We start from the raw sequence: 21,717 nt of genomic DNA, 5'->3' as shown, positions 1-21,717 counted from the left end.
TAGTAGATTGTTTTCATTTGGTATTCACTCAACTCCTTAGTATTTACTCGAAATTATCATAACTTTAATTTGCTCATTGTGCAAATTTACTCAAGAGGCAAATTTATAGATAAGAAGATTGAGAAATAATCATTCAATAAATTCCATAAGAAAAAGAGGGGGAAAGACAAAAAAAGACAAAGAGTGGAGGATACGATTCCTCTTCTTTGTCTCTAAATGAAATTTAACTAATTGTCCCCCACATAATGAAAAGAATGAATATGTGTTTTAGATAGTTCGATTACGTTCTTGATAAACATATCACGTGATTCACGAAAATCGCTTAATATCCAATTGTTCAATATTCCAAAAAAACCGTAAGCCGTATAGTACTTAAAATACTCCATGTTAACGGGGGAATCGTTGATCGTCTCGAAGATAAACTGCTCCTCATAGATTTTCAGGATTGTCTGAGGAAAACCTGTATGCAGACCAGGTAACGTATCACCATATCGAACCAGTTCGAAGAAGTCTCGGTTTTCATAGATATAATCGATGATTTGAAAGGATTCAAAATTAAGCTTGTTGGTGTAGACCTTTTGACCATGCGAATATGGCTTGCCTACGGCGAGTCTCAAACCTTCGAGCTTCGTATTCAACAATTCTTCGGCGAGCACGAATTTATCTTGGTAGTGCAAGTAAAAAGTACTGCGATTATAACCTGCCTGATCAACGATGTCTTTGACAGAGATGGCATGATAGCCTTTTTTCTTAATGAGTTGGATCAGAGCGCTTTTAAGATGCTTTTCTGTTCGATTGCGCTGTTGAGATTTCAAAATTTGTTCATCATTCATACATAAAAACTCCTATAAAAATAGACATTGTTTCACCAAGTGTCTATGTAGTAGACATATCATCGTATCTTAATGATTGGAATGTTACAATTTTAAGCATACAATTATGTTTGTAAACGTCATATAGCACATATGCAAATAGGTGCTATTCAAAATAGTATACTGGAGGATTTAATCATGGGCAAACTTCAAGACAAAGTGGCAATTATTACGGGAGGGGCATCCGGAATCGGCGCAGCGACAGCACGCTTATTCGTTTCAGAAGGAGCCAAAGTGGTTTTGGTGGACCTGAATGAAGAAAAAGGTAAGGCGTTTGAGCAAGAACTGAAAGCGCTTAAAGCTGACGCTCTGTTTATTAAAGCGAACATCACGAGTGAGCAAGAGGTTGCTGAGATTTTCAAAAAAACCGTAGAGGTTTTCGGTAAAGTGGATATCGTATTTAACAATGCAGGAATCGGGCGCGTTCATCCTTCGCATGAGCTTGAATATGCTGAATGGCGCAATACGGTGAATGTAGATCTGGACGGCGTATTCTTGGTCGCGCGTGAAGCAATCCGAGAAATGCTCAAAATTGGCGGAGGGACTATCGTCAACACGGCTTCCATGTACGGATGGGTTGGTTCACCTGGTTCTGCAGCCTACAATGCAGCAAAAGGTGGCGTTGTGAATCTGACTCGTTCACTTGCGCTTGAGTATGCTGAGAAAAATATTCGGGTGAACGCACTTTGCCCAGGCTTCATCGATACACCGATTATTCCAGAAGAGAGCAAACAGGCTCTTTCTTCGGCAACACCAATGAAGCGGCTCGGTCAAGCAGATGAAATGGCCAAAGCCGTACTGTTCCTAGCTAGCGACGATTCATCCTATATGACAGGAAATAGTCTAATCGTGGATGGTGGATACACCGCCCAATAAGAGGATTAAATTTGCCGAAAATGAATGGATGAACATAGTGAAAGCCGCAAATTGCGGCTTTTTTTCGTCCATATATTTGCAAAACTTGATACATATGCTATGTTTACAATGAAAGCGCCATCATGAGTGAACAGAGGGATCATTCTTTATCATATTTTAAAATGGGAAGGAAGATGATGATGATGATTTTGCTCAAAAAGACAGGCGTATTAATGCTGGCATTGACTCTGCTTCTTGGATTGATGACAGTACCCGTTCATGCAGATTCCCCACATTTTACGATCGAAAGCGAAAACGCTTTACTTTCCTCCGATCTTCAAGTGACGACAGAAATTTACGGACAACCCAAGCCCGGATTTTCTGGAAGTGGATTTGTCTGGATGCAGAATTCCGGCACGATAACCTTCACTGTGACTGTCCCCGAAACAGGCATGTATGCAATTTCTACCCGATACATGCAGGAGCTTAGTGCCGACGGCCGACTTCAATATCTATCCGTTAATGGTGTTACCAAGGGCTCATATATGCTGCCATACACAACAACATGGTCTGATTTCAATTTTGGTTATCAGAAGCTGAATCAGGGAAGCAACACGATTCAACTGAAGGCTGGTTGGGGCTTCGCTTATTTCGACACCTTCACTGTGGACTATGCCAATCTTGATCCCCTGGATGTTCAGCCTGTCCTTACTGATTCTCAAGCCACACCGGAAACACAACTTCTGATGAATTATTTAACGGAGGTTTATGGCAATCATATTATCTCAGGTCAACAGGAGATATACGGTGGTGGAAACGATGGCAATACGGAGTTGGAGTTTGATTGGATTCATAATTTAACCGGAAAGTATCCGGCTATCCGCGGATTTGATTTTATGAACTATAATCCGCTCTACGGATGGGAAGACGGCACAACCGATCGAATGATCGATTGGGTGAATAACCGGGATGGAATTGCGACAGCTTCCTGGCATATTAATGTACCCCGAAATTTCACGACCTACCAGCTTGGTGACCATGTGGATTGGAAAGAGGCTACTTATAAACCAACAGAAACCAATTTTAATACAGCCAACGCCGTAATTCCTGGTACGAAAGAATATCAATACGTAATGAGTACGATTGATGATCTGGCGGAACAACTGTTGATTCTGCAAGATAACAATGTGCCCGTTCTTTTCCGTCCTTATCATGAGGCGGAGGGCAACGGTGGGTTAAATGGAGAAGGCGCCTGGTTCTGGTGGGCTTCCGCAGGTGCAGATGTGTACAAACAACTGTGGGATATGCTCTACACTGAACTTACAGAGACCTACGGTTTGCACAACTTGATTTGGACTTACAACAGCTACGTATATAACACTTCTCCTGCATGGTACCCTGGTGACGATCGGGTAGATATTGTCGGCTATGATAAATACAATACGATCTACAACCGCACTGACGGGTTGTCCGGCGTACCGAATGAGGATGCCATTACCTCGATCTTCTATCAACTGGTTGATTTAACGGGCGGCAAGAAAATGGTGGCCATGACGGAGAATGATACCGTCCCAAGTGTACAGAATCTGACAGAGGAAAAATCAGGATGGCTCTACTTCTGCCCGTGGTACGGCGAGCATCTCATGAGTTCAGCCTTTAATTATCCGGCAACTCTGAAAACGCTTTATCAAAGCGATTATGTCATTACGCTGAATGAACTGCCTAATTTGAAGGTTAACAATCCAACATCAAACGCGTCCCTCACACCTACAACCGTTGAATTTGACAAACATACGCCCAATCCAAGCGACAAGGCCATAACCGTGAACTTTAACGGTAATACGTTAACCGGTCTACGGATAGGTACCTCTGCATTGACTGCAAATCAGGATTATACGTTAAGCGGAAGTACGTTACTGCTGAAAAAAGAATTCTTAGCCGGACTGCCGGTTGGCGAACATTCCATCGTTTTTGATTTTAATCAAGGGCAAGATCCTGTATTAAAAGTTAAAATTGTTGATTCAACACCAAGCACAAGCGCTGTAATTTCGCCCGTGAATGCAACATTTGATAAAGCAGCGAATCTAGCACAGGATGTTTCCTTGACTCTTACCTTAAACGGAAGACAGCTTACAAGCATAACGAATGGGAATTATACACTTGTATCAGGCCAGGATTATACGGCATCAAGCAATGCCATCGTTCTGCGCAAATCCTACCTTTCCACGCTGCCGCTAAGCCAAAATACGATAACGTTTCATTTTAATGGAGGCAATAACGCTGTTCTAACAGTAAACGTAGTGGACAGCAGTGTTTCTGTACCCTCTGGGAATTTGACGATCCAAGCCTTTAACGGCAATACAAGTGTGTCCACCAACGGAATCTCACCTAAATTCAAAGTGGTCAATACCGGTAATTCGGCGATTCAGTTAAGTGATGTAAAGCTCCGGTATTACTATACGATCGACGGGGAAGAAGCACAGAGTTTTTGGTCTGACTGGGCCAGTATCGGAAGTGCAAATGTAACCAGCAAATTCGTTAAATTGGCAACGCCAGTTGCCGGAGCGGATTATGTTTTGGAAGTTGGTTTTACGAGTTCTGCCGGAACGCTTAATGCCGGACAAAGCGCAGAAATTCAAGCACGTTTCTCCAAAAATAACTGGTCCAATTACAACCAGGCTAACGATTACTCGTTTAAGGCATCGAGTACTCAGTTCGCAAACCATGAACAGGTTACCGGCTATATCAACGGTCAACTGGTTTGGGGAATTGAGCCGTAAGCAGGCAAGCATAATAAAGGTTGGAGCGGGGATATCCCTACTCCAGCCTTTTTCTGTTGGGACGGCTGAAAGCCGCGAGAAACGAATATAAAGAGGAGTATACGAAAGGAACATGTTATGATAGGGAGGATGCTAATTTTTCAGAAGGAGATCAAAATCAATGGTTGTAAAAAAGTGGTTAGGTGCTTTACTTTTTATTCTGGCGACCATCCTGTTTACAGGCTGCTCACTCGAAACGGTTTCATTAAATGGCTCATCTCAAGAGAATGCAACTCTAACGCAATTTGATGAAGTAGCCAAGTATATTTCGGAGCATAATGAACTCCCGGAAAATTATATAACCAAGAAAGAAGCTAGAGAATTAGGATGGGAGCCTAGTAAAGGTAATTTGGAAAAAGTGGCTCCAGGCAAAAGCATTGGCGGTGACGTATTTCAAAATCGAGAAGGGCTGTTGCCCAAGAAAAAAGGAAGGACTTGGTACGAAGCAGATATTAACTATTCGGGAGGAACGCGGGGCAGTGATCGGATTTTATACTCCAATGATGGATTAATCTATAAAACAACCGATCATTATCGTACGTTCGAGCAAATCGAATAGAGAAAGGGTGATCATATGAAGACAGTAGTCATCAATGGAAAGGACATTCATGGAAAAGAAGAGTTACATGATGTACTTCAGACCAGTCTTGAGTTAGGTCAAACGTATGGGCGGAATTTGGACGCATTATGGGATTGCCTAACTGGATTTCTTCCTATGCCACTTACCATTCAGTGGATTGATTTTGAGGCAAGTCGGAAGTCTCTTGGAGAGTACGCAGATCAGTTGTTGGATCTGATGCATGAAGCTGAAGAAGAGCTGGAAGGATTTACATTGGACTTAAAAAATTAATTACTACTTGGTACGAGGCAATAAGATGGATCCATTGAAAGTCGCTATTTTAGCGGCTTTTTTTTGTTTTGTTGGTACGAAATCTTGTCCCAAATGAGAAGATCAACACATGTCTGGTTTTTTTATAAGCAGAAGACATAATGTGTTTTAAACGGATTGAGAATAGCATTTTTGTTCATGTAATTTAGTTAACTAGTTTACAATAAAATAGATTATAATATGAAATATTTTATGAGCACATGAGTAGCATTTAAATTGGATAAAGGAACCAAAGCGATAATTTATCAGCTTCAGGTCAAATGAATAGACAAAATGGTTCGTTTCGCTTAATTCTAGCATGATTTTTAAAACAAACGTTAGTATTCTAAGATATAGACATTATCACGTTAACATTTGACAATGATAATCTTTATCAATTATTATTGTTTACAGGTAAATAATAATAAGTTTGACGTCATTTTATTTATCTTAACTATTAATATGATTGAAGGGAGATTTTCGTATGTCAAATAAAAATGCCCGTATTGCTATCATTGGTGGAGGTCCTTCTGGATTAACGCTTGCTCGAATTCTGCAGCAAAATGGAATGAAAGCTACTGTATATGAGCGTGAACCATCCTCCAACTCTCGTCAACAAGGCGGCACACTTGATATGCATCCTGAGTCAGGTCAATATGCATTGGAGGTAGCTGGACTGATAAAAAAATTCGAAGTGAATGCTCGTTATGAAGGCCAGGACTTACGGCTTCTAGATAAAACCGGAAAAGTCTATTGGGACGAAATATCAGGTCCCGAAGATAACCATAGACCTGAGATAGATCGTGGCGTACTTCGCAAATTGTTATTGGATTCTATTGAACCAAACACAATAAAATGGGGCCATCACCTAAAAAGTATAAATTCACTAGACAACGGTCAGCTTGAGTTGCATTTTGAGAATGAGCATACAGAACTTGTAGATCTTGTTGTTGGTGCTGACGGTGCTTTTTCAAGAGTTCGCGAGTTTCTCTCGGATGTGCAGCCGATCTACACGGGAATAAGCGCGGTTGAGATGGGGATATCAAATGTTGATGAAATTCACCCGGATTTAGCTGAATTCAACGGGAAAGGGAGTATGTTTGCATTCCAAGATCAAAAAGCGATTATGGCTCAGCTTAATGGTGACGGCCGCATCCGAGTTTATTTGGCTTTCAGGATTGAAAAAGAATGGCTGGATAATTGCGGTATTAAATTTGAACAACCAACAATGGCAAAAGAATCTCTGCTCCAATTATTATCCGATTGGAGTGATGACTTGAAAAATTACATTCGTTATTCTGATGGCGAGATGTTGCCTCGTAGAATCTATATGTTGCCAATCGACCACAGCTGGACGCATAAGGACGGGGTCACTCTCATAGGAGATTCTGCGCATTTAATGTCTCCATTTGCAGGAAAAGGAGCGAATATTGCGATGCTTGATGCAGCTGAGTTAGGCTTATCTCTTGCTAATCACAGCGATCTAAAAACGGCTTTAGAGCACTACGAGAAAAAAATGTTTGCATATAGCTCTAAAGCAACACTGGAGTCAGATATGAATCTTAAGCTCAGCTTCTCACATAATGCAGCACATAAGTTTCTGGATATTATCCTTAGAGATTCGACAGGGAAACTTAGAGAGGTAAAAACAAGATCTTAATAATTATCTTGATCTAGATCAGAGCCAGCATTATTCTGCAGCAATTGGTAAATAATATAATTTAAAACCAAGGGAGAATAACTGGCATGCATCGTAAGCAAAATTTAAAAATGAAAAAAGTAGATTTAGCGCATTTAGAACAATATAGTCAACTGTTACGCTATGTATTTCAAGTTACTCATAATGATCTTCACAAACATGGCTGGAAAGAAAGCGAAATTCTCCATGAAAAATCACCTGTCTTACAACAAGCAGATGTACTTGGATGGTTTGATGGAGAAAAACTGATTTCTCAGGTATCCATATATCCATTTGAAGTTCGGATATTTAACGAAACATACGCTATGGGTGGCGTCACTGGTGTGGGGACTTTTCCGGAATATTCGGGTCAAGGCTTAATGAATAAACTGCTGCTGCAAGCTCTCACCAATATGCGTGGACAGAAACAATCCATTTCTTACTTGTATCCTTACTCCATACCGTATTATCGCCGTAAAGGGTGGGAGATCATTTCTGATAAAATCGTGTTTGAGGTTCAAGACTTCCAATTACCCAAAAACAAACCTGTTCCTGGTGATGTGGCACGTGTCGAACCCGACAGCGAAGATGTGAAGGTGGCTTATGAACGCTTTTCAATGCAAACCCATGGAGCCATGCTGCGGAAAGAACTTGCGTGGAGTGAGTATTGGCGATGGGATTCAGATGATTTAACTGCAGCTGTCTATTATGGAGAAGACGGTCAACCGGATGGCTACATTTTATATTGGATTGAAGAAGAAGTGTTCCACGTCAAAGATATGATCTTCATTCATGAAGAGGCACGAAGTGGACTGTGGAATTTCATTAGTGCGCATTTTTCAATGATATCTAAAGTGGTAGGCAATATTCATACCGATGAACAGCTTGCCTTTTTGCTGGAAGATGCGGATATTAAGGAAACCATTTCGCCTTACTTTATGGCACGGATCGTGGACATTGAGCAATTTATCTCAAAATATCCGTTCAAACCCGCAGCGATGGATAGAGAGTGGACGTTTACGTTGCAAGATCCGTTGCTGTCTTGGAATCAAGGCACATTTACTCTACAGATTGAACCGAATGGAAGCGGAAGAGTAATTCGGAGTCAAAGTCGACGTAGTGAAGATAGCATAAGTATCCAAACCATGACGACCATGTTGTTAGGTTATAAACGTCCTGAGTATTTGCATAAGATTGGCCGTATTAAATGTGATCCAGAAACGCTTGATTTGTTAGAAGATGCTATTGAGCAGCAGGCGCCTTACTTTTCGGATTACTTTTAATATTCAAAGTAATGATCAGCATTCCCTGATGAATGATGAATTGGCAATATCTCGTTCTCCGTCTGGAGACCTCTGTTTAAAATTAAAACAACCAGTATAGATGTTATCCATACTGGTTGTTTTTTGATTTTCATTCCATGATGTCTCAATAAATCAGACTGGATATATACATAAATCGTAGCAAGATATGCGCTTGTTTAAGAAGGTACGACCATCTCTGCGAGTGTATCCGACAACCTTTGTTTTGCTTTTTCCGATGCGGCAGTCAGCGGCAGACGCAGTTTTGCAGAAGCAATCAGCTGTTGCTGAGCCAGCCACCATTTGATCGAGGCTGGAGCAGGCTCTGCAAACACGTCACTAATCAGCGGTTGCAGTTGCTTAAAGCTGTCTCTTGATGCATTCACGTCACCAGATACAAAGCGTTGATACACGTCCACATACCGTTGGGTATGAATATTGGCAGAGGCCACCATCCCGCCTGCGGCACCTTGACATAGCATCGCATGGAAATACGCATCCTCGCCGCAAAGTACAGGCTTCGTCTCATATTGGGTTAGCGCCAGCAGCAGATCCAAACCGCCAGTGCTGTCCTTCAGGCCAATAACCCCATCCAGATCCATGACTTTTCTCATTGTATCCAAGGTCATGCGACTACCGGTTCGAGCCGGAATCTCATAAACTAGGATTGGCAATCCTGTCCGGGACGCGTTGGAAAAATGCTCAAGAATTCCTTCTTGCGTCGGTCTGTTGTAATAAGGAGTGACCACCAGAGCAGCATCTGCTCCCAATTCAGCGGCCATTTCGGTCCGATGAACCGTCGAATAGGTATCATTCGTTCCTGTTCCCACGACGAGGGGGATGGTTTTGTTCAGACTGATCAAAATCTCTTTCGTTACTTCCACCATCTGCTTTACTTCATCCCAGGAAACAGTCGGAGATTCTCCGGTCGTGCCGTTTACGACCAATCCCTGAATGTCGTGTTTGGCAAGATGGGTAACATATTTGCGATACGATTCAATGTCGAGTTTGTGGTCATCCGAAAAAGGGGCAATTACCGGTATATAAATTCCTTGAACATGTTGTTCGTTCATCATAATCAACTACCTCTTCCCGTTATATTGAAACTAATGTAACATAGGAACCAGCATCACAGTTACCTATAACAAATGATAGTTGTCATCAATATTTTCGATGAGGTGAGCAAGTTGGATTTAATCTATCTTCAGACGTTCAGAGAAGTCGCAATTCGCGAGAGCTTCACCAGAGCCGCAGAGGTGCTGGGTTATGCACAATCCAGTGTTACTACGCAAATTCAGAAGCTGGAAAAAGCATATCAAGTCAAACTGTTTGAACGCTATAGCAATAACAAGATTCGTCTGACTTCTGCCGGGGAAGAGCTGTTCAAGCTTGCCGGACAGATGTTGGAATTGTTTGAGCAGTCCAAGGAAAAAATGGCGAAGCAGGGTGGTGGCTCCTTAACGATCGGTACGATGGACTCTATCGCTTCTTACTTTTTACCTCCATATATGCAAGCCACCCGTAAGGAATACCCGGATCTGAACATACGACTGCATACGAATCGTGAAGGGCTGATTTTGCATCAGGTCAGGGAAGGTGAAGCCGATATCGGACTTATTCTTGCAGATGATTCCAGCGATCCGGCTTTGCAGTGGATTACCATTCGCCAAGAACCGCTTTTGCTGATCGTCCATCCGCAGCATCCGCTGATCGCCAAAACGCAGATTGAATTGAATGATCTAAAGGATATGGAATGGATCATGCCTGAAGATACCTGTAATTACAGGCAGCTGCTTGAAAGAGTGCTTCGCGCAAATTCAATCCCATATCGGATCGGTCTGGAACTTGGCAATCCGGAAGCGATCAAAAGAAGTATTAAGTCAGGTGAGGGTATTTCGATTCTGCCGCAAATGGCTGTAATGGAAGAAATCGAGCGGGGGGAGCTGAAAGTGTTACCCCTTGAACATGCAGAGCTTCAACTCGAAATTCAGCTCGTTCTTCATCCGAAGAAGTGGGTATCCAACGCACTGCACGATTTCATGGAAAGCTTGAAAAAGTAAAGAATTGATCGCTGTTTAGCAGCATTATATCCGCTTTTTCTGTAATTTCTTTAGCCAACTCCAGGATAAATATGTTAATATAAGAGCCCATAAAATCAGCGAGCCACATCAAAAGGGCTCGCTGATTTATATTAGAACGCAAATAAAGGAGGTGCCACATGAGTTCCATTCTAAACGTTATAGAAAAGCTCAAATTGAATGTCTTGAATATTGAAAATGTTCCGGAATCATTTAGTTCGGATGTATATAAACTTACTCTTCTTAGTGGAGAAGACGTATATGTTAAGATTCCATATAACAAGGATAAGCTATTTCGCGAATTTCAGATGCTTGAAATATTGAAGGACGTCATACCTGTTCCTAAGGTATTGGACATTTGGTATGGGGATGAAAGTAATACTGGAGCATTGCTTCTCTCTGCAATTCAAGGGGTGCCTTGTACAGAAAATATGGATGAAAAGCTATCTTTTCAAATGGGTGTATATCATGCAATGCTTCATGAGGTAAAAACTCCAGGATATGGATACCATTCAACCGATGGATTTAATATTCTTGACCAAAATAATTGGAGACTACATATCAAAAATAATTTTGAAAAGTGGAAAGAGCCCTGCAAAGAGCTCCTCGAACCAGCATTGTATGAACGATGTATTCTTCATTTTGATGGCGTGTTCTCTGCTTTACCTGATCCTGACGGACCCTGTTTGGTACATATGGATTTTCGACCTGGGAATATATTGGTGAATGGTAACAAGGTTACTGGCATTATTGATTTTGAGAGTGCTCGGGGTGGCTCCTCTGAAATAGACTTTACTAAAATCAATAGATATATTTGGGAAGTAAACCCGAGAACGAAGTCCCCGTACTTCGAAGGTTATCAAACCATTCGGAACATGTTAAATCTCGAAATCGTATTGCCGTTTTATAATTTCTATGATGCTTTCAGTGCCGTTGTTTGGTGTAAAAACAGAGGAGTTGAAAAAAATCAATCGTTCCTTCAGGAAAGTATAGAAGTATTGAAGAAATCAGTCAGTTACTGATTATTGATGGCTTTTTCCTAAATTGAATGAATCCATTCGGAAATGTCATTGATCACGTTCTTATCTACATGCTGTGCAACTTTGTACTCTTTTTTCATTTTTAATATTTCTCCATAAACAGCTGGCATAAATAAATGATTTAAGTTGGGATAAAGTTTAAACGTTACGTTTGGTTTTTCACCCAATAGGTCTTTGTAAACCTTAAAATCTTTGTCTACGGATACATGGAAATCTTGATCTCCTTGCAAAATGAGTACGGGTTTATCTAATACGTTAAGGTAATTAATGGAGGGATGTTCTCCCATCTCTTTGAAGTAGAAGGCTCTAGAATATTTCCCCAAAACCACAGTTGATTTCGCTTCTTCATCACTTAATTTATAAATTTTATCAAACTTAGCTGATAGTGCTGCTATTTGTTTCTTCGCAATCATTTTCAAAAACTTATTTAATGAGTCTAAAACATCGTTGTTTTGATCCATTAGAATCTCTTCTAACTTGCGTGGAGACCCACCCATAATAATGATCCCAGCAAAATGTCCACCTTCTGCATCAATTCGTGGAGCTAACATCCCGCCTAAACTATGACCTATAATGAATATTTGGTTGGTATCAATACGTGGATCTTTGCGCAATAAATCTGCTGCGAGGATAGCATCTTCAATCGTTTCTTCTTTAACGGATAAGCCGGTATCGTTTTTCATTTCTTTTCCATAGACGAATGTTCTTTTGTCATATCGTAGCACGGCGATTCCTTTGTCTGACAACCCTTCGGCGAGGTCTTTAAAAGGGAAGTTATTCCCCACCTTTTCATCCATATCCGCAGGCCCAGAGCCATGTACTAGTACTACTGCCGGAACTTTTGATGAGCAATCCTCCGGCAGTGACAAAATTCCATTTAGAGGATACTTCGTTTCTTTGCCAATGATTAGTTTTTCGTTCATTCCCATAACCTCCAATTAACATGTTTCTTCTAAAAAATGATTCATTTTCTGAACTAGTCGTTGATATTCGGGAACTTCACGTAAAGAATCGAACGCTGGATTCATCAGAACATCCCTCATCATGCTATTCTTTATAACCTGCTCGCTGCGGGGAGCGGCGACGTCGAAATCTTTCAGCCACGGATCAATCAGGTCAAAAAAGGAATCCCCATGAAGCTCAAATGGAAAGAATCCTTCCACGCAGGTTTCCACATATTTTTCAAGAAGTTCAATCGATTTTTCGGGTGATTTGTTCACGCAATATAGATGAGCGCCTAGTGCGTAAAGCAGAATGACATTGTTTGGATTTAGCCGTTTCATATCAAAAATCCGTGCAAAATCGGACGCTCTCATAAAAGCTGCTTCGGCTTTTTCGATATTATTAATATTTAGTTGTAGGACGTTCAGTAGCCCTTGAAAGACTGCCATTACGTGTTGATACAGTTCAGCCTGCAAGGTTTCTTTGGCTTTGCCGATGTTGCCCATAAGCTGATATGCCTGGGAAATTAACACGCCCTTAGGCATCAGGGGCCGGACAGTCTCCCCAAGTAAATCTAAGACAGGCTGAGGGCTCCTTAACGCAAGATGACAAACCGACTGATACAAAATCGCATCGTTGGAAAGGTGCATATCGCCACTTTCGCCCTGAATCCGTTCACACAGGGTCACGCTTTCGTTAAGAAGAGTCTCTTTTTGCTCTTGTGTTCTCGCCAGCGTGAAGTGATTTGTGTACAGCTTAACCATTTGCAATAAAAGCGGAAAGCAGGCGTAATATTTTTTGATGATCGCCGTACATTCAGCGATTACCTCATCAAAAGGAAGGGCAGCAAAATCATTGGCCAGTCGGGTGTAAAGCTTTGCGATGTCCGACTGCTCCATTTGCGGGGAATAACCCATCAATTCATCAATGCTAATGTTAAAATAGGCCGCAAGCCGTGGCAGAAATGTGATGTCAGGATAGCTTTGTCCCGTTTCCCACTTGGAAACAGACGCTTTGGAAACACCGATAAATGCAGCAACCGCATCCTGTGTTAATCCTTTTTCTCTGCGTTTTGCTACAAGGATCAATGCTAAATTAATTTCGTTCATTAACGTCACCTCTGCTTATGATTATACGGTTTATAAAATCAACTCCCAAGCGACTTGTCGTTGACTTGTGTTAAAAAAATCAACCATTGGGAAACTTGATAGGTAAGGGTATCTTTGACGTTACTTAATCCGTCCATACAAATGGCGATTACTCAGTATTATCAAAAAATTCAGAAGCCGCAGCCAAGTTATGGTTTAGTCCACACAATCCTCCAAATGCGAAGGAGTTTATGACATTCGATATCGATCCCGGTAAAGTCAAGTTAATTCAATATATCCATAGGAATGACTAAACATTAATCTTGAAATGGTTCGAAGTATTTATATTTATGCTATACTGGCAACGTAAAAAGGGAGGTGCTTTACTGATGGAGAATCTGTTAAGATTGTCTGTGACTTGCTTCACTTGTGCAAAGCCAGTATTGGAGAAGCGTTACTTTGCATGGGGTTAAATCTTTTCTAACGCTAAATAAGCTTTTCTAATATTTTGGCTTTGCACCTTATTTTCAAAAATAAGGAGTGAAGCAGAGTGAAATATACAAACGCTAAAAAAATATTGCCCGAAAAGTTAATAATAATGATTCAAGAGTATGTCCAGGGAGAGACGATTTACATCCCAAAACAGGAAAAGGAATATAATCATTGGGGAAGTTTGAGTGGCGGAAGGCAATGGTTAGATCACCGAAATGCCACTATTAGACAAGCCTTTAAGAGTAATAGCAGCATTGAGCAACTTGCTAAGGACTACTTTCTCTCTATCGAAACCATTAAGAAAATTGTTTATTCCAAAAATAAGTAGTACACGGCACTGATGAAGAAATTCATCAGTGTTTTTTATGTCAAAAACGATTCTAACTTATTGTTTTCATTTAAATAGCTTATTGCACTCTTTACAATAGGATTAGGCAGAAGAGGAGTCGATACAGTGAGAGAAAATGTAACTTTTGATCTGGATTCAAATCGGGAATACTGGACCATTGGAGAGAGCAGTACTTCATTGGACATAATTAAGAGAGCGAGGAAACAGTAAATATGAATGAACCAAAAAGCAGAAGCAGACATCTGATCGATCAGGAGATAATAAGTGCAATTGATTTAATACCAGCCACCGATCTTTCCGCTGCCACACTAATGGAAGCACGGAAAAGTCAAACAAAAATGATGCAGCAAATCGATGTAACGCAGCTGTTTCCAGTCACATTCGAAGAAAGGGCGGTTCCAAGTTATTTTGGTGGTCCTGATATTCGTATCGAAATTATTAAACCCCTCCAACCAAAGAACAGTAAGATGCCGTTATATTATTCGATTCATGGTGGGGGAATGGTTATGGGCAGTCCGGTCGGTGAACGCCAAAGCAATGCGGCACTGGCTGTGCAACATGGTTTTTGCTGTGTATCTGTTTACTATCGGCTAGCGCCAGAACATATTCAGCCAAGTCAATTACAGGATTGTTATTCCGGCCTGAAATGGTGCATCGAGCATGCCGAGGAATTAGGGATAGATACCGAGAAAGTCGCTCTTGCAGGCAGCAGCGCCGGTAGTGGATTAGCAGCGGGGTTAGCCCTGTACATTCGCGACCAGAAGGAATTCGACATCCATCATCTAAGACTGCGCAGCCCAATGCTCGATGACCGTACAAGTATTTTGCCAGACCATCCTTATGCCGGCGAGTTTGTTTGGACCAAAAAAAGCAATTATTTCGGCTGGAAATCTGTCTTAGGTCACGAACCCGGACAAGAGGAAACAAGTGAATATTACGTGCCAGCGCGTGCAAAATCTCTTGCCGGTTTACCACCCACTTATATGAGCATAGGCAGCATTGATTTGTTCATAGATGAAACCTTATTATTTGCCAAACAACTTGCCTTTGACGGTGTTTTGATCGAATTGCAAGTACTTCCTGGATATCATCATTTGGCGCCAATGTTTCCGAATGCACATTTTTCTCAAATAGGTGCCACCTCTAGTGAGTATGCCTTGTTGAAAGCTCTGGAGTTACTTTGATTATAAGACTAATTTAGAGGTCGAATCGGAACCGAGACAATAGGGTGGAAGCAGTACAAATGACACAAGTTAGAGTGTTGAAAGATAAAAGTCGCATTAATGCGGCTTTTTTTGTTTTGTCGTGGGGCAAGAACCAGACCTTTTGCCGTCCAACCATAGTTTAGATAATTGTGCATATCGAATTTGTAAGTTGTGTATTTAAATTTGCTTGAATCCTTGCTAAACTTTGTTTTGATAATGAGAATCATTATTATTAGATGGTGGCTAAATTTGACCGGAGGGCTTTCTGGAGCAAAACAATGATAAGAACTAAGAAAGGTTGGTAGAAATGACTTCAAACAGACAACTATGTATTGGATTGTCCTTAAATGCAACATGGAATAAAGGTGACGGTTGGCGGCACCCGGATAGCGGAGTAGAGCAGACAGGAACCATTGACTATTATATTCATTGGGCAAAAATGGCGGAGAACTCTAAGCTTGATTTTCTTTTCAGAGCTGATTATCTGTATATTAGCCCGCAGATGTTAGGCGATTCTTCTAATTTCGGCAGCCCAGATCCTACTTTGTTTTTTGCAGCAATAGCTCGTGAAACCAACCGCATCGGACTCGTTACGACCATTTCTACCACGTTTAATCCGCCTTATGTTGTTGCCCGGCAGCTTCAGTCCTTAAACTGGCTAAGTTATGGGCGTGCCGGGTGGAATATTGTCACTTCTATTGAAGGCGCCGATAATTTCGGGAATTCGCCAATGCCATCACCGGAAGAACGGTATGCAAAGGCAATAGAATTTACGGAAGTGGTATGCAAGCTTTGGGATAGTTTTCCGAATGAGGCTATTGTTATTGACCGTGAGTCAGGCATGTTTTCTGATAAGGAAAAAGTGACTGCTATTCATCATTCCGGTGAATTTTTCAATGTAAAAGGGCCACTCACTTTACCTTCTCATCCATCGGGAACCATTCCTCTGTTTCAAGCTGGTGCTTCGGATATTGGACGGAATTTTGCTTCTTCCGTAGCGGATGCTATTTTTGCGGCAATGCCGGATCTTGAATCGGGCGTGGAATTGCGAAGTGATTTGAGAAAAAGAGCTGTAGAACATGGGCGCGATCCGAACACGATTAAAGTTTTGCCGGGGTTATTTTTTTTCCTGGCCGATACGCACGAAGAAGCGCTTGAATTACATAAGGCTGCTCATGCCCATTTAAGTCTTGAGCGCAGACACGCATCTCTGAAATCGTTGATGGGTCTTGATTTAAGCAGTTTCCCCTTAGATCAACGCGTAACCGAGGATATGCTGCCTGATCCTGATCAGGCTGTTCGCAGTCGCACACATGCTGAGCTGTTGCGCCGTTATATTACAAAATATCAGCCTACAGTAAAAGATATCCTGAATCGGCCTGAGATTGTCGGATCTGCCCATTGGGTATCTGTGGGAACAGTCGAGACCGTAATGAATGATATTATTGAGCGGGTTGAGGCTGGTGCTATTGATGGATTCATCGCCCTGCCAGGCGGTTCAGAAAAATCGATGGAAATATTTTTTGAAAAGCTGATTCCAAAGTTAGTTGAAAGAGGTCTGTTCAGAAGTGAATATACCGGGGAAACGTTGCGAGATCATTTAGGAAATTCATAAAACACTGTATACACAGTAATTGGGGAGAACATATGAAAAGACTAACTGGATTGATTTTAACTGTAATTATACTTGCAGGAGGGATACTGGCTGGATGCTCCGAAACGCCCGTGGCAGTTACTCCTGAGGTCAGCAAGATCGAGGGTGAAGGATGGCCAAGAACCATTGAGGATGCCAGCGATAATGGGGTGATGCTTGAGAAACGACCAGAGCGTATAGCGGTGCTGCATCCATTATACTTAGATTACTTTTTTGCTCTGGATACACCTCCAATCGCATCAATAAGCGCTTCGGAAGCGATGGAGAAGTTTGCAACTTTACAGCCTTACGCCGGGTCTACTGATATTATTGATTTGAGTAGCGACTCAGCGAATTTGGAAAAGATTATTGAGGCGCAGCCTGATGTGATTGTAACCTTTAAGGGGTCTGTGGATACCATTTATGATGAGTTGAACAAGATTGCTCCAGTCATCTTAATCGACTACACCGATACCTGGGAAAAAACAACGATGCTTCTCGCTGAGGTTGTTGGAAAAGAAGAGCATGCAGAACAATTGATTAAGGAAACCCAAGAAATGATAGCACAAACGAAAGAACATTTAGGTACTCTTGAGGATAAGACCTTTGCCTTGTTACGGGTTGATGGAAAAGCTAATTTTATTGCTCAAGGATCTAAAAATACAATGTACTACAATCAAACTGCAGGCTTTGGATTATTGGCACCGAAGGGATATCCTGAGGGTGGCGAGGCGCTTACGCTGGAGGGACTATACGACATGAATCCCGATTATATTATTGTCCAGCATGATATTGATGTCGCAAAGGCAGCCGTTAAGGAAAAGGAAACTTCGAAGGTGTGGAACTCACTGGAGGCAGTAAAAAATAACCATGTTGTTATCTTTGATAATTCCCTCAATAGTGCGAGTATTCTGGCTGTTCGTTTGGCTTCAGAGTATTTCCTGAAATTAGCTGAACAATAATTCATAATACAAGAAGTCCGATTGCTGATACTGAGCGCAATCGGATTTTTGAATCCAGGAAGATAAGTTCTGGTCGGATGAAAAGTTAAGTTAACCAGGAAAGTGGTTCATTTAAACTCATTTTTTTGTCTGAAGACGATAACCGCTTGGAGTTAGGCCACAGCACCGGCGGAAATTTTGTGAGAAGTAGCTTTGAGAGGAAAAGCCAGTGGATTCCGCAACTTGAGCAATGGAAAGATCTGTGGTTTCTAGTAGCTCCTTGCTCGCACGAATCCTGACCTCATTGAGATAATTAATAGGTGACATACCGTAATATTTAGCAAAAGTGTGTGCCAGATAATATTTGCTGATATGCGCCTTTTCTGCAAGAGAGTGGAGCGAGATTTCCTCCGCGTAGTTCGAGTCGATATGTCGCTTGATCCGGCTGCATATCTTGTCAGCCCTTTGCGTGGTTACAACAGAGAAGGGATGACCAGATCTTCTCATTAAACTAATGATTACAATCTCAAGTAAGTTTTGACAGACGTCCTCATAGTTCTCATCCTTGTTTTCGGTCTCCGAAAGCATAGCGTTGAAATACAACAAGAGTTCATTCCTCTGTTTTGAATAATTGATAATTTCATGATTACGGGTTCCACTTTGCTTTCCAAAATCAAAACTCATCCCCTCAACCCCAAGCACTACATACTCCAAAGGGTCACTCCCAATGGATACTTCGGTATGCTCTACGTTCGGGTTCACGATGACAAGATCGTCCTGCTGCACCGAAAAAATCTCATCCTCTACGATGAAATTCCCTCGTCCACTTCGGACATAAAACAGCTCCGCGAAGTTATGTGAATGACGAATGCTGAACCAATCTCCTTCATAAATGGAAGAGCTAACATAGATTAACTTTGCGGGAATCTCTCCACGTCCCTTTCCGGGAAGCCAATAGCGTACATTTCCCATCTGCAGTCCGTCCTTTCCTCAATCTCATTTAGTGAACTACAGTTAAACCAATTTCAACGTTTTATGTTGTGAAAAAATTGTTAATTTATAAATTTATTATATTAGCAAGATATATAAAATCAACGACAACATGTATGTAGATATAAAGAGGCCGTTAAGATAAATTAAAAGGGCGAGAAAGAATGTAAGCGGTTACGTATGATCACTAAATATAGGGGGAATGGATTAATGAAAAAAATTCTTAGCCTTGCGATCACGGCAGCATTGACTCTTAGCTTGGCAGCCTGCGGCAGCTCTTCTGAAAATGGCTCTAATTCAACAAAGGATTCATCCAACACGAACTCGGCAACATCTACGGAACAACGTACTCTTAAGCTAGCTGCTTTGGAAACCGCTTACGGGGCTGATGTATGGAAAGAAATTACGGCTGCCTTCGAAAGCGCCAATCCTGGCGTGAAAGTCGAAACGACGATTGACAAAAATATTGAAGATGTCATTGGACCCGGTATGAAATCTGGTGAGTTTCCTGATGTTATCCATTTGGCAACGGGTCAGCCGAAGGGCTTGACTGAAACCTTTGTAAAGGATAATAACCTAACTGACCTTTCAGATGTGCTGTCCATGACCATACCCGGCGAAAGTGTAACCGTCAAGGATAAGCTGATTCCAGGTTTCACTGATACAACGATCACGAATCCGTATAACGATGGAAAGACCTATCTGATGCCTATGTTCTACAGCCCTACCGGTTTGTTTTATAACGAGGGTTTGTTTGAACAAAAAGGTTGGAAAGTTCCTACGACTTGGGAAGAAATGTGGGCTCTAGGTGATCAAGCTAAAGCCGAGGGTATTTCACTATTTGCTTATCCGACGTCAGGTTACTTTGACTCTTTCTTCTATGCTTTGCTCAACGAGGTGGGCAGCGCGGATTTCTTCACTAAAGTGACGCATTACAACGAAGGCATTTGGCAAACCCCAGAAGCTCAACAAACGGTTGAACTGATCGGTAAACTGGCTACTTACACCGAAAAAACGGTTCCCGCAAATGCCAACAAAGATAACTTTACCAAAAACCAACAACTGATTCTGGACAATAAAGCACTCTTCATGCCTAACGGTACTTGGGTCGTTGGCGAAATGAGCAAAGCTCCGCGAGCAGAAGGCTTCAAATGGGGCTTCACAGCTCTTCCGGCAATAAAAGACGGTGGCGACCGTTATTCGTATACTTTCTTCGAACAAATTTGGATTCCTGCCAAAGCGGAAAACGCAGATCTGGCAAAACAATTTATTGCTTATCTTTATTCCGATGAGGCAGCAGCCATTTTTGCAAAGGTTGGCGCGATTCAACCGATCAAAGGTATGTCCGACAAATTGGATGGAGACAACAAGCTTTTCTACAGCATCTATGACAATGGGGCAAAGGCTGCTATGGGTGCATTTGCAACAACTGACCCAGTTGAAGGGGTGAATATATCGGATGCAGTGTTTGCGTCCATTGACTCCCTTGTAACAGGTGCTAAAACACAGCAACAGTGGGTTGAGGGAATCATTAAAGCAAGCGACGCCTTGCGGGGAGCATTGAAATAATAAAGAGGCCTGGGCCTTGAGAATGTAGCAGGATCATGGTGGGCGACCTGAGCTGACCACCATGATCTGACCTTTGGGAGGAGAGAGAAAGCCATGGATATGAAAAAAGGAAGAGGACGTTTTATCTTCTTCTGTCTAGCACCCGCCGTCCTCCTTTTTGCAATTTTCTTACTTATTCCTACGATCGATGTCTTTCGGATGTCATTGTACAAGTGGGGCGGCTATACCGATAACAAAACCTTCGTAGGTTTGCAGAATTTCAATAAGCTGTTTCATAGCGATAAGTTTTATCAGACCTTTCAAAATAGTGTTCTGCTCATTGTTCTGGTTACAATCGTGACCTTTGCTCTGGCACTTCTGTTTGCATCGATGCTCACACGTGAAAAACTCAAAGGGCAAAATGTTTTACGCGTAATCTTCTATATTCCTAACATTCTGTCTGTGGTTGTCATCAGTGCGATCTTCTCAGCGATTTACGATCCGAATAGCGGGCTTATGAACTCATTGCTAAAGCTGTTTCGCGGATTACAAGCAGAGCCCATTCTATGGCTAGGGGATCAGAAAGTGGTTATTTTCAGTCTTGCAGGCGCGATGATCTGGCAGGCGATCGGCTATTACATGGTAATGTACATGGCTAGTATGGCCAACATTCCAGAGAGCTTATATGAATCCGCAGGGCTTGAAGGAGCAGGGCGAATGGCTCAGTTTTTCCAGATAACCATTCCTTTAATCTGGACGAACATACGGACGACGCTCACCTTTTTCATCATCAGTACGATTAACATGAGTTTCTTGTTCGTGATGACGATGACAAGCGGCGGTCCAGACGGTGCCACCGAAGTGTTCCTCAGTTATATGTATAAAGAAGCTTATACTAATTCCTCTTATGGCTATGGGATGGCCATCGGTGTAATTGTGTTCCTGTTCTCGTTTGCGCTTGCTGGGATACTAAATGCAGTTACCAGACGAGAGCATTTGGAATTTTAGGAGGGAATAA

At 41.8% G+C, this 21,717-nt stretch carries 19 protein-coding genes; 14 read left to right on the top strand and 5 right to left on the bottom strand.

Annotation, left to right across the window (positions count from 1 at the left end; all coding sequences use genetic code 11):
• Positions 1-227: 227 nt before the first annotated feature.
• On the bottom strand, positions 228-833 hold the full coding sequence (locus BLV50_RS08475; RefSeq protein WP_090806977.1) for a TetR/AcrR family transcriptional regulator: 606 nt from the start codon (positions 831-833) through the stop codon (positions 228-230).
• 177 nt (positions 834-1,010) lie between these two features.
• On the opposite strand from BLV50_RS08475, the gene BLV50_RS08470 reads away from it, so the two are divergent.
• The 6 genes from BLV50_RS08470 (at position 1,011) to eis (ending at position 8,375) form a co-directional block, all read left to right on the top strand.
• Positions 1,011-1,748 (top strand): SDR family NAD(P)-dependent oxidoreductase, encoded by a 738-nt coding sequence (locus BLV50_RS08470; RefSeq protein WP_063562730.1) that lies wholly within the window; start codon positions 1,011-1,013, stop codon positions 1,746-1,748.
• 179 nt (positions 1,749-1,927) lie between these two features.
• Positions 1,928-4,507, top strand: coding sequence for a glycosyl hydrolase (locus BLV50_RS08465; protein ID WP_090806975.1), 2,580 nt, complete (start codon positions 1,928-1,930; stop codon positions 4,505-4,507).
• A gap of 160 nt (positions 4,508-4,667) precedes the next feature.
• Complete coding sequence (locus tag BLV50_RS08460; RefSeq protein WP_063562722.1) at positions 4,668-5,105, top strand: ribonuclease; 438 nt, start codon at positions 4,668-4,670, stop codon at positions 5,103-5,105.
• Between the two features lie 15 nt (positions 5,106-5,120).
• Positions 5,121-5,396: a barstar family protein gene (locus BLV50_RS08455; RefSeq protein WP_063562721.1), complete on the top strand. Its 276-nt coding sequence runs from the start codon at positions 5,121-5,123 to the stop codon at positions 5,394-5,396.
• Positions 5,397-5,898: 502 nt separating this feature from the next.
• Positions 5,899-7,074, top strand: coding sequence for an FAD-dependent oxidoreductase (locus BLV50_RS08450; protein WP_063562720.1), 1,176 nt, complete (start codon positions 5,899-5,901; stop codon positions 7,072-7,074).
• Positions 7,075-7,160: 86 nt separating this feature from the next.
• Entirely contained in the window at positions 7,161-8,375 is a 1,215-nt protein-coding gene (gene eis, locus BLV50_RS08445; RefSeq protein WP_063562719.1) for a GNAT family N-acetyltransferase, read from the top strand.
• A 197-nt stretch (positions 8,376-8,572) separates the two neighbouring features.
• Here eis and dapA read toward each other — a convergent pair whose 3' ends face one another.
• Entirely contained in the window at positions 8,573-9,469 is an 897-nt protein-coding gene (gene dapA / locus BLV50_RS08440; protein WP_072733218.1) for a 4-hydroxy-tetrahydrodipicolinate synthase, read from the bottom strand.
• Between the two features lie 111 nt (positions 9,470-9,580).
• Here dapA and BLV50_RS08435 point away from each other — a divergent pair, with 111 nt between their 5' ends.
• Entirely contained in the window at positions 9,581-10,453 is an 873-nt protein-coding gene (locus BLV50_RS08435; RefSeq protein ID WP_072733217.1) for a LysR family transcriptional regulator, read from the top strand.
• Positions 10,454-10,611: 158 nt separating this feature from the next.
• Positions 10,612-11,493 carry a phosphotransferase family protein gene (locus BLV50_RS08425; RefSeq protein ID WP_090806973.1) on the top strand — a complete coding sequence of 294 codons (882 nt, stop codon included), beginning with the start codon at positions 10,612-10,614 and terminating at the stop codon, positions 11,491-11,493.
• Positions 11,494-11,510: 17 nt separating this feature from the next.
• Here the strand turns inward: BLV50_RS08425 and BLV50_RS08420 are convergent, their stop codons facing one another.
• Complete coding sequence (locus tag BLV50_RS08420) at positions 11,511-12,434, bottom strand: alpha/beta hydrolase family protein (RefSeq protein WP_090806971.1); 924 nt, start codon at positions 12,432-12,434, stop codon at positions 11,511-11,513.
• Between the two features lie 15 nt (positions 12,435-12,449).
• Positions 12,450-13,562, bottom strand: a complete 1,113-nt coding sequence (locus tag BLV50_RS08415) for a helix-turn-helix domain-containing protein (protein WP_090806969.1) — start codon at positions 13,560-13,562, stop codon at positions 12,450-12,452.
• A gap of 529 nt (positions 13,563-14,091) precedes the next feature.
• On the opposite strand from BLV50_RS08415, the gene BLV50_RS08410 reads away from it, so the two are divergent.
• From BLV50_RS08410 to BLV50_RS08395, 4 genes are all read left to right on the top strand, one after another.
• Positions 14,092-14,361 carry a CD3324 family protein gene (locus BLV50_RS08410; RefSeq protein ID WP_064637360.1) on the top strand — a complete coding sequence of 90 codons (270 nt, stop codon included), beginning with the start codon at positions 14,092-14,094 and terminating at the stop codon, positions 14,359-14,361.
• 233 nt (positions 14,362-14,594) lie between these two features.
• Positions 14,595-15,566 carry an alpha/beta hydrolase gene (locus tag BLV50_RS08405; RefSeq protein ID WP_063562712.1) on the top strand — a complete coding sequence of 324 codons (972 nt, stop codon included), beginning with the start codon at positions 14,595-14,597 and terminating at the stop codon, positions 15,564-15,566.
• A gap of 328 nt (positions 15,567-15,894) precedes the next feature.
• On the top strand, positions 15,895-17,202 hold the full coding sequence (locus BLV50_RS08400; protein WP_090806968.1) for an NtaA/DmoA family FMN-dependent monooxygenase: 1,308 nt from the start codon (positions 15,895-15,897) through the stop codon (positions 17,200-17,202).
• Between the two features lie 32 nt (positions 17,203-17,234).
• Entirely contained in the window at positions 17,235-18,182 is a 948-nt protein-coding gene (locus BLV50_RS08395; protein ID WP_090806966.1) for an ABC transporter substrate-binding protein, read from the top strand.
• A 117-nt stretch (positions 18,183-18,299) separates the two neighbouring features.
• Here BLV50_RS08395 and BLV50_RS08390 read toward each other — a convergent pair whose 3' ends face one another.
• Positions 18,300-19,133 (bottom strand): AraC family transcriptional regulator, encoded by an 834-nt coding sequence (locus BLV50_RS08390; protein WP_090806964.1) that lies wholly within the window; start codon positions 19,131-19,133, stop codon positions 18,300-18,302.
• A 228-nt stretch (positions 19,134-19,361) separates the two neighbouring features.
• On the opposite strand from BLV50_RS08390, the gene BLV50_RS08385 reads away from it, so the two are divergent.
• Both BLV50_RS08385 and BLV50_RS08380 read left to right on the top strand, forming a co-directional pair.
• Positions 19,362-20,720, top strand: a complete 1,359-nt coding sequence (locus BLV50_RS08385) for a carbohydrate ABC transporter substrate-binding protein (protein WP_090806962.1) — start codon at positions 19,362-19,364, stop codon at positions 20,718-20,720.
• 93 nt (positions 20,721-20,813) lie between these two features.
• Positions 20,814-21,707 (top strand): carbohydrate ABC transporter permease, encoded by an 894-nt coding sequence (locus tag BLV50_RS08380; protein ID WP_090806960.1) that lies wholly within the window; start codon positions 20,814-20,816, stop codon positions 21,705-21,707.
• Positions 21,708-21,717: the final 10 nt, after the last annotated feature.

Source organism: Paenibacillus sp. 276b (genome assembly GCF_900107875.1).
GTDB lineage: Bacteria > Bacillota > Bacilli > Paenibacillales > Paenibacillaceae > Paenibacillus > Paenibacillus marchantiae.
The sequence above is the reverse complement of the archived record's forward strand: the minus strand, read 5'-3'. Positions and strand labels throughout refer to the sequence as shown.